This window comes from Streptomyces sp. 4F14 (assembly GCF_048159485.1).
Classification (GTDB): Bacteria; Actinomycetota; Actinomycetes; order Streptomycetales; family Streptomycetaceae; genus Streptomyces.
In genome coordinates this window covers 37,840-51,767 of sequence record NZ_JBLRVY010000012.1, presented here as the reverse complement: position 1 = coordinate 51,767, position 13,928 = coordinate 37,840, and the positions used below count along the sequence as shown (strand labels likewise).

General features: G+C 73.5%; 8 protein-coding genes and 1 pseudogene. 4 read left to right on the top strand and 5 right to left on the bottom strand.

Features of this window, described 5'->3' with window-relative positions; translation table 11 throughout:
• Positions 1-19 precede the first annotated feature (19 nt).
• Positions 20-1,021, top strand: coding sequence for an aldo/keto reductase (locus tag ACLZOT_RS21955; protein WP_416970699.1), 1,002 nt, complete (start codon positions 20-22; stop codon positions 1,019-1,021).
• Between the two features lie 84 nt (positions 1,022-1,105).
• On the opposite strand, the gene ACLZOT_RS21950 is transcribed toward ACLZOT_RS21955, so the two are convergent.
• Positions 1,106-1,351 (bottom strand): phosphopantetheine-binding protein, encoded by a 246-nt coding sequence (locus ACLZOT_RS21950; protein ID WP_416970698.1) that lies wholly within the window; start codon positions 1,349-1,351, stop codon positions 1,106-1,108.
• A gap of 7 nt (positions 1,352-1,358) precedes the next feature.
• Positions 1,359-3,287, bottom strand: coding sequence for an amino acid adenylation domain-containing protein (locus tag ACLZOT_RS21945; protein WP_416970697.1), 1,929 nt, complete (start codon positions 3,285-3,287; stop codon positions 1,359-1,361).
• Between the two features lie 219 nt (positions 3,288-3,506).
• On the opposite strand from ACLZOT_RS21945, the pseudogene ACLZOT_RS21940 reads away from it, so the two are divergent.
• From ACLZOT_RS21940 to ACLZOT_RS21930, 3 genes and pseudogenes are all read left to right on the top strand, one after another.
• Positions 3,507-3,800 (top strand): annotated as a pseudogene (locus ACLZOT_RS21940) (hypothetical protein); the annotation flags it as partial.
• A gap of 78 nt (positions 3,801-3,878) precedes the next feature.
• Entirely contained in the window at positions 3,879-6,017 is a 2,139-nt protein-coding gene (locus ACLZOT_RS21935) for an ATP-binding protein (RefSeq protein WP_416970696.1), read from the top strand.
• A 32-nt stretch (positions 6,018-6,049) separates the two neighbouring features.
• Complete coding sequence (locus ACLZOT_RS21930; RefSeq protein WP_416970695.1) at positions 6,050-6,769, top strand: hypothetical protein; 720 nt, start codon at positions 6,050-6,052, stop codon at positions 6,767-6,769.
• A gap of 71 nt (positions 6,770-6,840) precedes the next feature.
• Here ACLZOT_RS21930 and ACLZOT_RS21925 read toward each other — a convergent pair whose 3' ends face one another.
• The 3 genes from ACLZOT_RS21925 to ACLZOT_RS21915 form a co-directional block, all read right to left on the bottom strand.
• Positions 6,841-8,727 (bottom strand): hypothetical protein, encoded by a 1,887-nt coding sequence (locus tag ACLZOT_RS21925; protein WP_416970694.1) that lies wholly within the window; start codon positions 8,725-8,727, stop codon positions 6,841-6,843.
• A gap of 16 nt (positions 8,728-8,743) precedes the next feature.
• Positions 8,744-12,670, bottom strand: coding sequence for a DUF5682 family protein (locus ACLZOT_RS21920; protein WP_416970875.1), 3,927 nt, complete (start codon positions 12,668-12,670; stop codon positions 8,744-8,746).
• Positions 12,671-12,762: 92 nt separating this feature from the next.
• Positions 12,763-13,923 carry an ATP-binding protein gene (locus tag ACLZOT_RS21915; protein WP_416970693.1) on the bottom strand — a complete coding sequence of 387 codons (1,161 nt, stop codon included), beginning with the start codon at positions 13,921-13,923 and terminating at the stop codon, positions 12,763-12,765.
• Between the last annotated feature and the right edge of the window lie 5 nt (positions 13,924-13,928).

Genomic DNA, 13,928 nt, shown 5'->3' with positions numbered 1-13,928 from the left:
CCGATGAAGGGGAAGCATCTTGAAGTACGTCAAGCTGGGCTCGACCGGCATGGACGTGTCGCGGATCTGCCTGGGTGCCCTGAGTTTCGGCACGCCGGGCAAAGGCGTCCACAACTGGACTCTGGACCTGGACGAGGCGCGGCCTTTGATGCTGCACGCCCTGGAGTCCGGGGTGAACTTCGTGGACACCGCCAACGTGTACTCCGCGGGGTCCAGCGAGCAGATCGTCGGGCAGATCCTCCACGAGTACGGTCGCCGCGACGAGGTCGTGCTGGCTACGAAGGTCCACGGGCGGACGCGCCCCGGACCCAACGGCGTGGGGCTGTCCCGCAAGGCGATCATGACCGAGATCGACAACAGCCTCCGCCGGCTGCGCACCGACTACGTCGACGTCTACCAGATCCACCGGTGGGACCCGGCGACGCCGATCGAGGTCACCATGGAGGCCCTGCACGATGTGGTGAAGGCCGGCAAGGCCCTGCACATCGGCGCGTCCTCGATGTGGGCCTGGGAGTTCTCCAAGGCCCAGTACGTCGCCGACGCGAACGGCTGGACCCGTTTCAGCACCATGCAGAACCACTACAACCTGATCTACCGCGAGGAGGAGCGGGAGATGCTGCCCCTCTGCGAGGACCAGGGCATAGGCGTCATCCCGTGGAGCCCGCTGGCCCGGGGGCGGCTGGCCCGCCCGTGGGACGTCGTCAGCGCACGCAGCGAGACCGACGAGTTCGGCAAGATTCTCTACAGCGACAACGACAGCGACCGCGAGACCGTCGAGCGGCTGGCGCAGCTGTCCGACAAGCGGGGCGTGCCGATGGCCCAGCTCGCACTGGCGTGGATGCTGTCCAAGCCGGCGGTGACCTCACCCATCGTCGGTGCCAGCAAGATGAGTCATCTCCAGGACGCCATCGACTCGGTGGACGTGGTGCTCGACGACGACGAGATCGACTACCTCGAAGAGCTGTACCAGCCGCACCGTGTCGCCGGGCACCCGATCACCTCGCTGCCGGGCCAGCACTGAGACAAGGGAAGTGGCCGTTCTCCACGCTTCGAGATGCCGGGCAGGCAACGAAGCATGAGAGAGAACGGCCGCTTCCGCCGTCGTTCAGGACTGGGCCGCGGCCAGCTTGGTCACCAGCCCGACGAAATCATCGAGCTCCGGGTGATCGAAGACGTCGCGCAGCCGCACCTTGACACCCAGAGTCTGTTCGACGCGTGCGATCATCCGCGTCGCCAGCAGAGAGTGCCCTCCGAGCAGGAAGAAGTCCGTGTCCGGGGTGACCTCGGTACCCAGGATCTCGGTCCAGATCGCGACGACTGCTTCGTGGACGCTGGTGGCGGGGGTGGTCATAGGTGATTCAGTCCTTGTTCGTCGTAGTCATGGTGGTGGCGAGGCGCGCACGGTCGACCTTGCCGTTGTGGGTCAGCGGCAGCTCGTCGAGCACCGTGTAACGCGTCGGCACCATGTAGTGCGGCAACTGCGCGCGCAGAGCCTTGCGCAGCTCCAGTCCCAGCCGCCCGTCCGCGTCCTCGGCGACCACATAGGAAGCCAGCCGCTTTCCGCCGACGGCGTCCGGTTCGACGATCACGCATGCCTGGCGGACCCCGTCGCAGGCGAGCAGAGCCGACTCGATCTCCGGCAGCTCGATGCGGAACCCGTTGACCTTGACCTGTAGGTCGGTGCGTCCCAGGAACTCCATGGCACCGTCGGCGAGGAATCTGACCCGATCTCCGGTCCGGTACATCCGTACGCCCCGCAGCGGACCCTCCTGCGGAGTCACGAAGCGCTCCGCGGTCAGGTCCGGGCGCGACGCGTAGCCGCGGGCCAGGCCCTCGCCCGAGACCCACAGCTCACCGGGGACTCCCGCCGGCACCAACTGCCCGTACCGGTCCAGCACATGCACGCGGGTCCGGGCGACGGGGCGGCCGATCGGGACACTGGTACGAGCAGGTCCGTCGTGGTCGATCGGGTGGAAGCAGGTGAACGTGGTGTTCTCCGTCGGGCCGTATCCGTTGACCAGTTCCACGTGCGGCCACAGGGACGCGACCCGATCGACGTGGTGAGGCGACACGACGTCACCACCGACGAAGAGCCGGCGTACCCCGCGCAGGCAGTCCGCTTCGTACTCGGCGATCTGATGGAAAAGGCCGGAGGTGAGCCAGAGGACGGTGATGCCTCGTTCCTCGATCACCTCGGCGAGTTCGGAGAGCCCCAGCGGTCCTGGCGGGGCCAGCTCCAGCCGGGCTCCACGCGCCAGCGCTCCCCAGATCTCCAGGAAGCAGGCGTCGAAGGTCAGGGGCGCGTATTGCAGGACGACGTCATCAGCCGTGAAGCCGGTGCACTGTTCGTCCGTGACCAGCCGGGCGACGCCGCGATGCGTGATCTCCACGCCCTTGGGAACGCCCGTGGAGCCTGAGGTGAACACGAGGGTGAAGAGCGCGTCTTCGGGATCGTCGGCGTGCCCGAGGCCGGCCTCCCCGGGGCCGGTCCGGTCGGTGAGCTCCTCCAGCGGCAGTACGGCAGCGCCCGCTGGAGCGGAGACGACGAGGTCCCCGCTGTGGACCACGGCAGTGATCCGGGGATCGTCCAGCATGATGCGCAGACGCGCCGCCGGGTAGGAGGGGTCGAGCGGCACGGAAGCCGCCCCCGCCCTGGCCACGGCGAGCAACGCGACGATCGCGTCGAGGCTTCGCTCGGTCATCAGGCCGACCAGGGAGCCGGGCGTGACTCCCGCGGCACGAAGTCGCTGTGCTGCGCGGACGGCGGCTGAGTGAAGCTCCGCGTAGGTGAGTTCTCGTGCGCCGTCGCGCACGGCGATGGAATCGGGCCTCAGCAGGGCCTGACGCTCCACCAGCTGGTGCACGAGGGGAAGCGGTACGGTGTCATCCCACCGGTCGCCCGACAGCGCCAGCAACCGTTTCTCCTCGTGAGGAGCGACGGTGCCGATGTCACGCAGAGGAGCGTGGGGCAGCCGTGCGATCTCATCGGCGAAGTGCTGTACGGCCCCCGCGACCGCGTCGCCCAGACCGTCGACCGCCAGGTGTTCGGCCAGGTCGACGACTGCCTCGGAGCCGTTGCCCGGTATCTCGTCGACCGTCACGGTGACGTCGGGCGTCCCCTCGTCGAGGGAGCCGAGCCCCGCTCGCGTGAGGCTCTCGGCCAGGGAGCAGGCCATGAGATCGGCGTCCACCCGCAACGGCGCGGGGAAGAGCGGATCCTCTGACCGGTGGCCCCGCACGCTCAGATCGTGTCCCGAGAAGCGGTGGACCAGGGCTGCCAGGGCCACGACCGTTTCCGCTGGACTGAGGGTACGGCCCCCCGGGGCTCCGGTCGTCGGGCGAAGTTCGATGCGCAGTTGCATCCGCGCGACCTCAATCATCGGAATGGCAAGAATTGACGATGTATCAACTCGCTTACAAGATCGATGCGAGGCTAGCAAGATCAACATCTCGCCCGCAAGACCGGTAAGGAAAGGGGATCTCATATCTCCATTGGTGTCCCCGTCGATGTGCGCCGGGACCGGTTGCTGTTCAGTGCTAAGGAGTCCGTGTACACGGCATGGTTCCCCCTCGCTCGTGAGCGGCTCGATTTCTCGGAAGCCGACATCGAATTCCCCGAGAACGGCCGCTTTCACGAGGCGATCCTCGTCCTCGATTCCGGCCTTCCGTCCCCTCACCCGGCCCCGGCGCCGCAGGCCCGTTCACCTGTTCTCCCGTTCATCTGCGCGTGTGATCCCGTGCGCGGCGGCGCCACCCGGCGTGAGGGTGTCGCGTTGGGGTCCGTGACGACAGTGCAGTGACGGTTCTGCAAACCGGGCCGCCGATCGGCTTCCGACCCCGGTACCTGCCGTCCCCCTCGCGAACACGCAGGTCACGGTATGGAGAGTTACGACGTGTGGACATGTGTCGACAGCCCCGGGACCCTGCCCGCGCCCCGGCGTGCGCGAACGGTCGACGGAGGTCTGCTCGGCCGCGCATCCGAACTGGCGGACCTGCGCGCGGCCCTCGCGGTACACCGGCTGGTGACGGTGACGGGTGCGGCGGGGATGGGCAAGAGCAGACTCGCGCGGGCGGCGGTGGGAGCGGGGGCCGTGGTGTGGGTGGGGGAGAGCGGGGAAGGCGGGCTGGCGGAGCGGGTGGTGAGGGCGGTGCGAGAGGCGGGGAGCGGTGCGGCGAGGGGGTGTGACATGGGGGTGCGGGACACCGAGGTGTGTGACGCGGGGGCGCGTGATGCGGGCCTGGGCGCGATGCCGGTACGGGCCGACAGCCCGACCCCCGCTGAGGCGCCCCGCGCCCAGCGCACGCCGGAGCACTCCCAGGCGTACGAGGTCGAGCGCCCCGAACCCCCCTCGCACCCCCGACTCCCCGAGCACCCCCGACTCCCCGGACGCCCAGGGCTGCCCACGCACCTCCACCCCACCGCCCCCGACCCCGTCACCGCCCTCCGCGCACTCCCCGCCCCGCACCCCCTCCTCGTCCTCGACGGCGTCGACCCCGTCCACGCCGAGTGCGTCGGCCTCGTACAGCGTCTCCTGATGGCCGTACCGGCGTTGAAGGTGCTCGTCACCGCGCGGCGGGTGCTCGGGCTGGGTGAGGAACGGGTGTTGAGGCTGGGCCCGTTGGGGCTGGAGGGGCCGGCCGTGGAGCTGTTCCTCGAACGCGGCCGGAGTGCGACAGGGCGGGAACTGCGCTACGGGGACGGCGACTTGGCGGTGGCGGGCAGGATCTGCCGGCTGCTCGAAGGCGTACCCCTCGCCATCGAACTCGCCGCGGGCCAGCTCACCCGCCACTCCGTCACGGACCTCGCCGCCCGGCTGGAACGCGACCAGTGCTGGCTGGCCGGCCCCCAGCCGGGCCCCCGCAGACACCGTTCCCTGCGGGACGCGGTCGGCGCCGGATACCGCCTGTGCGAACGGGAGTTGAGGGTCGCCTGGGCCCGCGCGAGCGTCTTCGCGGGCTCCTTCACCGAGGCGACGGCCGTCTTCCTGTGCTCGGGCGCGGGCGTCGAGCCGTACCAAGTCCCGGGTCTCCTCGCCCAGTTGGCCGCATCGGGCGTACTGGAGACGCTCGGCGAGCCCGGCGGCGTACGGCCCTCCCGGTACCGGATGACCCGCGCCGCCCGCGACTTCGGCGCCGAACGGCTGCGTGAGGCGGGCGAGTCGACGGTCGCGTACGAACGGCACGCCCTGCACTACCGCCGCGTCGCGGCCGTCGCGGAGAACCTCTGGACCAACGGGCAGCAGCGCCAGGCGGTCCAGCTCGTCCGGGAGGAGTACGACGACCTCACCGCCCTCGTCCGCCGCGGGCACGTCGAGGCCGCGGTGGAGACCGTCGTCAACCTCTGGTTCTGGTGGGCCGTCCACGGGCACGCCGTGCAGGGCCACGCCCACCTCCGCCGGCTGCTGCCGCTGGTGGAACCCGACAGCCCCAGCCTGCCGCGCGCCCTGTGGCTCACCGCCTGGCTCGGCACCGCCGACCCCGAGACGGCCCGCGAACTCCTCGGCCGCGCCTGGACCGGCGCGGTCCTCGCGGGCGACGACGCGACGGTCGGCCGTATCGCCCACGTGGAAGGCGTACTGGCCTGGCGGGAGCGCTCCCTCGACGTCGCCGAGTCCTGCTTCGCGCAGGCCGCCGACCTCGTCCCGCCGGGCGCCCCCGGCGGTCCCGCCGGCACGGTCAGCCTCGCGGCCCTCGCGATCGTCCAGGCGCGGCGCTCGCCCCGTACCGCCCGCCGCACCGCGCACCGCGCGCTCTGCGTCCCCGGCGCCGACGCCTGGTCCACGCTCCTCGCCCGCTACGCCCTCGCCGTCACCGACCACCCCACCCACCCGTCCCGCGCCTGGCACCGCGCCCGACGCGCCCTGGCCACGATCGACACCCGCATCGACACGCCCCAGGGCACGGCGGCGCTGCTGCGGCTGATCGCGGACGTGGAGTGCGGGCGGCTGGGGGAGGAGGGGCTCGGGGCGTTCGTGCCGGAGGGGGTGCGGGTGCTGCTGCCGCGCACGGGGTTCTAGCCTTGGCGCGAGGCGCGACGGCTGGAGGAACTGTGCGGGGCGATCTTTCCGGTGGGGTCTTCACGCGGATGGCGCGGGACACGCATCCGGTGGATCTGATGTGCCTCTACCTGCTCCATGGCTCGGTCGAGCGGATCCCCGGTCTGCTGGCCGCTCCGGGGCCGCTGTCGTTGGAGCACCTGAGGCGCCAGGTCCCCGCCGGGAGCCGGTGGAGTCATGACGACGCGGACACGTTCTCGCTGGGCGTCGAGAAGACGGTGCGGGGGCGGTCGTACGGCTTCGAGTTCAGAGTTCATTTCGTCGGCGGTGAGCCTTATGCCGACGCGGTGGTTCCGTTCGGTGCGTCGGTCGACCTGTACCGGTTCCTGCGTCACTTCCGTGGGCACTACGCCTCGGACGGTGACTGGAGCTTCGACGTGTACACCGATGTGCGTGACCTCCGTGAGAGCGTCGTGCTGTTCGGCAACCGTCGTGAGGTCTGGTTCCAGGTGAACCGCGGTCGGGTGGTGGCCGGTGGGAGCAAGCCGGTTCCCGGGGGGCGGCTGATCGCCGGGCGGCTGCACGGCAACCAGTTCGGGGCGAGCGCCGGGGTCCTGCACGCGGGGAGCGTGATGTTCCCCGACCGTGCCGACGCCGTCGCGGGCACGTCGGCCCAGGGGCGGGCGTATCGGCGGTACGTGGCCAGGCTGCGCGATCCGCTGCCGCTGGGGGTGAGGCGGCGGGGCCGTCCCGAGTTCGGCAGTCGGACGTGACGCCGGCCTGACGCGGGGTGCGGTCCGGTACGGAGGCACCGGGCAGGCTCGCTCGCCTTCCGGCCGCGGCCTCACAGCATCGCCGCTTCCATCCGGCTCTCCGCTCCCCATGCCGCCGCGCACAGGGTCCGGTCCACGCCGACTCCGTACAGCGCTCCGGCGAGCCATGCGCGGGCGAAGCCTCCCGTGTCCGCCGGCAGCAAACGGCCGAACACGTCACGCCCGCGCTCGGCGGCCCCGGCGTCCAGCGCGTGCAGCAGGTCTCCCGCCGTACCGAGTCCGGCCTCGCGCAGGATCCGTACGTCGCGTGCAGCGCTTCCGGGGACCGCGAGGACCCGTCGGCCGCCGGTCACGGCTTGGGTGAGTCGGCGTTGCAGCAGGTACAGGGGGGCTTCGCCGGGGTCGGAGGGAGAGGTGGCCGGGCGGCCGGACGGGGAGCTGGCCGGGGTGTCGGCGGAGGCGTCGGCGGAGGCGTCGGCCGGAGAGTCGGCCGGGGTGTCGGTCGGAGCGGCGGTCTTCTCTTCCTGAGTCGACAAATCCCCTTCGCGGCTCCCCGTGCCCCTCCCCACCCCCTCCAGGTCCACCCACCGAAGCCGCTCCACCCCGACCCCCACCCCGCCGTCGACACCCACCGCCAACAGCTCCACCCGAGCCACCGCCCCCGCCACCAGCCGCCCCACGACCCGCAGTTGAGCCCCCACGGCCCCCGCGAGCACCCGCAGGTTGTCCCGGCACGGCAGCCCCGGATCCTCGTGGGCGGCACCCAACCGCACCGCCACCCCACCGCAGTCGGCCAGCAGGCAGTCCCCGCCCGTCTCCCGAACCGTCCCGACGATCGTCACGTCGAGGAACAGCAGGTCATGAGCCTCACCCCCGAGCGCCCGCGCGACCTGCTCCCCGACCGGCACCTCCCAGAGCGCGTCCAGGGGAGCCTGCTCCCACCCGACCCCACCGGCCCGCACCGCCCGCACCTTCGCGCCCGCCCCCAACCGCCCCGTCGGTGAGACGGTCGCCCCGGACACCGCGAGCCCCGCCGACGCCAACTCCCGGTGCGTGAGGGCGGTGTCACCGAGCCGGACGGTCCGCTCGACGGCCCCGGCGGCCCGCGCGACCCCGCCCGGCGCGACATCGGACACGGTGTACAGGCGCCCGTCCGCGTCGGCGACCCAGGTGACGACACCGGCGTACCCGGTCGCGGTCAGCACGGGCTCGGAGAACAGCCCGTACAGCCGCAACGACCCCTCGGCCGTGTACGACTGCCGCGCCCGCCCCCGCAGCACGGCCAACTCCCCGTCCGTGGCCGCCGGAAGCCGGTACGCGACCCCCAGCACCTCGCGCAACGCCCCCTGGAGATCGGCGAGTCGGTACCCGGCGTCCCCGCCGCGCGCGGCCCGCACCCCGTTCACCACGGACACCGCCGCCCCCGCGACCCGGTGCAGCCCCGCGAGCCGCGCCCCGTGCGCCGCCCGCAGCAACTCCGCCTGGAGCACGGCCCCGGCGCCGTCGGTGCCCGCGTCGAGGACGGCGGCGGCAGCGTCGAAGACGGCACGGGCGGCGCGTACGGAAGCGTCGTCCGCGCCGACCGGTTCCAGGACCGCATCCGGTGCTTCTGCCTTTGGAGTCTCGGCAGGCTCCGGTGTCTCCGCCATCTCCGCCATCTCCGTCGTCTTCTCGGCGATGGGCGCCAACGACGCGACAGCGGCCCGGTGCAGGCAGTCGGGCGCGAGCAGGCACCCGCAGCGGATCGCGTCCGCCCGGCCCACCACCCCACCGGACAGGGCGAGTTGGATGTCCGTCTCGTCGTCGACAGCGACCCGTACGGTGTCCCCCTCCACCGTGACCGGCCGCCCCGCGAGTTTGGCGATCCCCGCGTCCAGCCGTTTACGCAGCCGGGGCGACAGCGCCTCCACCAGCTCGGCGGTCACCGACGGTACGACAGGCGGCAGTTCGGCCGTCACATGCCCCTCCTCGACACTACGCAATCCTCTCGCCCACCCAACGCGCCAGCTCCAGCGGGCTCAACGCCGCGACCGGCATGCCCGCCGCCACCAACTGCCCCGCCACGCCCGTGGAGTAGCGGGGCCGCCCGGCGTCGTCGAGGCTCGCGCACCCCAGCACCTGGCACCCCGCCCCGACCAGCGCCCGCACCTCCGCGAGCAGCCCGCCCAGCGGATACCCCTCCTCGAAGTCACTGACGACGACCACGAGCGTGCGCGCGGGGACGGTCACCAGCTCCCGCGCGTGCCGCAGCCCGGCGGCGATGTGGGTGCCGCCGCCGACGCTCACCTCCAGGAGCAGCGACAGGGGATCCTCGACGTGCCCCGTGAGGTCGATGACCTCCGTCGAGAACGCGAGGAAGTGCGTCGACAGCGTGGGCACCCCGGCGAGGACGGACGCGGTGAGCGCCGCCCAGATCGTGGACGCCTCCATCGACCCCGACACGTCCGTGACGAGGATCAGCCGCCAGTCCGCCGACCGCCGCGCCCGGGTCCTGAACACCGGCCGTTCCGGGACGACTTGAACGACGCCGTCCGCTCCGATCCGGGCGCTCGGGAGGTTCGCCCGTACCGTCCGCGCGAGGTCCAGGCCCCCGCCCGGACGCCGGCTGGGCCGTGCGACCACGGCACCGTGCAGGGCCGGCCGCAGCCGCGTCGCCAGCTCCCGCGCCAGCTCCGCGACGAGCCTGCGCACCAACGGCCGCAACGCCGCGACCTTCGCCTCCGGCAAGCCGCCCGCATGCCGCAGCACGGTCCGCAGGAGTTCCACGGACGGGCGCACCTCGTCGACCCCCAATTCCCCGACGACGTCCTCGCGCCCCGCCGCGACAGCCGCCGCCAACACCTCCTCCCGCACTCCGGCCCCGAACAGCGCGGCAAGCTCCTCCGCCCACTCCCGGGCCCCCGGATAGGCGGCCTCCCGCCCACCCCCGACCCCACCGAGACTCCCCCGGCTCCCCTCACCCCGGCCGCTCCCGTACAACTCGTCCAACGCCGTCGCCAACCGCCCGGCCCTGCCCGCGAGCTGATCCGCCCGCCGACCGAGCACCAGCCGCCACCGGGTGGCGGGGGAGAGCTCGGACGGGCCGACGGAGGGCGGCGCCGGTATGCCACTGCTGCCGGCCACCGACGGGCCGCCGCCGACACCTGGTACCGAAGGCTGCGCGGGACCGGAGAGGGCTTCCGGAACCGCCGGCCGAGTGGGAAGCGCCGCTTGCCCCGGAGTCGCGGGCTGCGCCGGAGCCGAGGTCCGGCCCGGAGTTGATGGCGTCACCGGAACCGATGGCGTCACCGGAATCGATGGTGTAACCGGGGCCTGAGATGCCGGCGGAACCGAAGGCGTCGCCGGGATCAGTGGCGTCGCCGGAACCGTTGGCTGTGTCGGCCCCGGCAGCAACCCCCACCCCCGCAACCCCTCCCGCGCCGCGAGATCCGCCGCCACCCAGGCCGCCGACACCCCCGCCTCCCCGACCCGGGCACCCCCCACCCGCTCCTCCACCACCGCGAGCAACCGTTCCCGCGCCGCCGGACTCAACGTCTCGAAGCCACTCCGCAACGCGGGCAGCCGATCCAGGAAGTCCCGGTCGGAAAGCGTCGACACGCGATCCAGCAACGGCCCGAGCGCGGCCCCCGCGGCCTCCAGCAGTGGCCCGGCGACGGTGAACACCCCGGTCAGCCGCCCCGCCAACGCGGCCCGCCCCTCCGCGTCGACGGCACCGTCCACCCACGACCCGACCCGCTCCCCGAACCCCTCGGCCTCCTCCTGCCCGAGCAGCACCCGCACACCCCCGGCGGCCCCCCGCATCAACGCCGACCCCTCCCCGGCGAGGCGCGCCAGCGCACCGGCGAGCCGTAGCCCGCCCAACTCATCGGCACGCTGGGCGAGTTCCGACAGCCCCCGGGCGTCCTCGACCTCCTCCGACCCCACCAACCCGTCCACCTGCCGCACAGCCGCAGCGGTCAACGCCCCGGCGACATCAGCGGCCTTGCCCGTACGCCGCTCCCGCGCATCCCCCGCGGCTTCGCCCCCGGCACCGCTGCCGAGAGGCCGTCCGCCACCCGGCGTCGCCTGCCCCACGTCCCCGCCGCCCTGTGCCCCCGGACCGCCTCCAGCCTCGTCCGGTACCTCGCCCTGGGCGTCACCGGCAAGTCGGAGGTCGGCGCGGCCGTCCGGAGTCCTCACTCCGCCACCGTTCCCCGCCCCCACAAGATCGGCAAGCCCCTCCAGTCCCGCCACATGTCCCGCCCGCAGCCGGTCCAACAACCCCAGCCCCGCCAGGAGTTCAGCCAGCGTGCCGGCCCCCGGCAGCACCTCCGCGACCTCGTCGAGCCGTTCCTCCACCAGGTCCGCGAGCCCGCACTCGGCGGCCTCCTCCAGGCCGCGCAGCACCTGCGCGGGCGTCGCCCCGCCCGCGTCGGCCTCGGCCCGCCGCCGCTCGCGCAGCACCCCTTCGGCGGCCTGCGCGGCGGTCACCCCGCGCAGGCCGGCGGCCGTGAGCATCGCGGCGGTCGCCGGCGTCCACCGCACCTCCCACCGGGAGGTCAACGCGTCACCCCCGCCCGCGCCGACGACCTCCTTGCGCTCGCCGTAGGGCACCCCGCACACGACGAGCCGGGCGAGCAACACCTCGCGCCGCCGGTCGAGTCCGGACCGCAGCGGGTCGAGCCGCAGATCGCGTGCCGGTGCGGCCGCCTGCTCTGGCCCCGGCAGCCCCAGCGCGGCCACCTCGGCCTCCACGGCGGGCGCCAGCCCACTGCGCGGCGCCCCCGGAGCGGCCCGCCCCACCCGCGTTCCGACGAGCACCCGCTCCATGGCCCGCGCGACGGCCCGCCCCCTGCCGTACGGCTCCCCCTGGGCCAGCACGGACTGCACGGCCTCCACCAGCTCCCCCCGCCCGGCGGCGGGCAGCCCGCGAAGCCGCCCCAGATCCACGGCGACCCGCACGATCTCCCGCGCGTCGGCGGGCCCCGACGGATGCCCCGAGCCCCGCACCTGCGCACACACCTCCACCGCGGCCCGCACCAACGCCTCCTCCAGCGCCGCCGCGTCCCCACCGGCCAGCAGGACCCGGTGCTGCCACTCGGGGTCCCGGATCCCGGCGGGATAGCCGGACCGCTCGTCGAGGAGGGCGTACGTGTAGGGGATGAGGGAGGTGGTCCAACGCGCGGGGGCAGGCGCCGGGGAGGGGAATGCGTCCGGCGCCTTCGCCCCCACCAGCGCGGGCGCGTGGAACGCCCCCACCACCACGGCCGCCCGCTCCCCGTTCGCGGTCGCCTCGGCGAGACACTTCCGCATCCACCGCTCCCGCACGAGGTCGCCCACGGCCACCCCCTGGGCCGACGCCTCCGCGTCCGCCCGCAGCGCCCAGCCCGTCAGCAGCGCGGCCCGCCGGACCGCCTCGGGCGGGGACCCCGGCGCGGTGGCCTCGACGAGCCGGTCCCACAGGTCGTCCCCCGCGCGCCCGGTCAGCCGGGACCGCAGCGCCTCGGTGAGCCCGGCACTCCCGGTCACCTCCCGGGCGTCGAACTCCCGCTCCCGCAAGGGCAGATCGCAGGCCACCACCGGCACCCCGCGCCGAGCCGCCCACCGCACGGCGACCAGTTCGGGCGAGAACTCGGCGAACGGATAGAACGCGGGCCCCCCGCCCCCGCCCTCGGGCACGGCGGCCAGCGCGACCGGCGCGACGGTGTCCTCGTGGGCGAGCCAGGCCACCCACTCCTGCAACTCGCCCGGCAGCTCCACGAGCACCACGTCGGGCCGCGCGGCCTCCAGCAGGGCGGGCACGACGGCGGCCAGCGAGGGCGCGTGATGCCGTACGCCGATCAGGAAGGGCCCGGCGGGATCGGTGAGGACGGCGAGCACGTCCTCGGGGCGTCCTGCGGCCTCGACAGCGGCACCCTCCATGCCTTCGGGGCGCCCCGCCGCCTCGACAGCGGCGCTCACCGTGTCGGCACCCCCCACGTCCTCGGGCCGCCCCGCCCTCCCGACAGCGGTACTCACCCCTCCAGCACCCCCCTCGACTCCCACAACGTCCGCCAGGTCGCCGCCCCTTGCTCGGCACGCCGCCGCACCGGCCCGTCCCAGTACCCGCGCAGCCGCGCCGCGTCGGACGGATCGTCCTTGCGCACGACCCCGAGCAGATGCCCCGGCAGCAGCCCCAGCACGTCCCGGTCACCGGGGAAGTACGCGCCCGCGAGCCCCAACGCCCCAGCGACGGCGACCGCCTCGGCCGTACTCATCACCGTGGACGGCCGCTCGACCTCCCAGCCCTCCGCCGAGCGCCCCTCGCGCAGATCCCGGAACGCCGTCACCAGCGCCTCCACGACCGCGTCGTCCACCCGGAACACCGCCCCCGCCCGCTCGACGGAGGCCCGCGCCTGCCGGCGCACGAGCGCGACCTCCGCGTCCAGGTCCGGAATCGGCCCGACCGTCTCGAAGTTGAAGCGCCGCTTGAGCGCGGCGGACATCTCGGAGACGCCCTTGTCCCGGAGGTTCGCGGTGGCGATGAGGCAGAACCCGGGCGCGGCGTGCGCCAACGCGTCGTCGGTGCCCGCGAGTTCGGGTACGGCGATGCGGCGTTCGGAGAGCAGGGACACCAGCGAGTCCTGCACCTCTGGCAGGCACCGGGTGACCTCCTCGACCCGGGCGACACCGCCCTGCCGCATCGCGGTCAGCACCGGCGAGGCCACCAGCGCCTGCGCGCTGGGCCCCTGCGCGAGCAACAGGGCGTAGTTCCAGCCGTACTTGAGCTGGTCCTCGGTCGTCCCGGCGGTCCCCTGCACCACCAGCGCGCTGGTCCCGCACACGGCCGCCGCGAGCAGCTCGGACAGCAGCGACTTCGCGGTACCGGGCTCCCCGACGAGCAGCAGCCCGCGCTCCCCGGCGAGCGTGACGACACACCGCTCGACGAGCGCCCGCTCCCCGACGAACTTCCCCTCGACGACGAGCCGCCGGGGCACCCCGTCGGGTACGCCGGCCCCGTCGGGCAGCTTGAGGGCCTCGCCGGCGCTGCCCATCACGAACGTGACGACCGCGCGGGGCGTGAGCCGCCAGCCGGGAGGCCGCGCCCCGTCGTCGTACGCGGCGAGGAACGCCAGCTCCTCGGCGTACAGCTCCTCGGGCGGCACCACCTGGCGAGGGGTGAGGGTGTCGGTCATGTGCG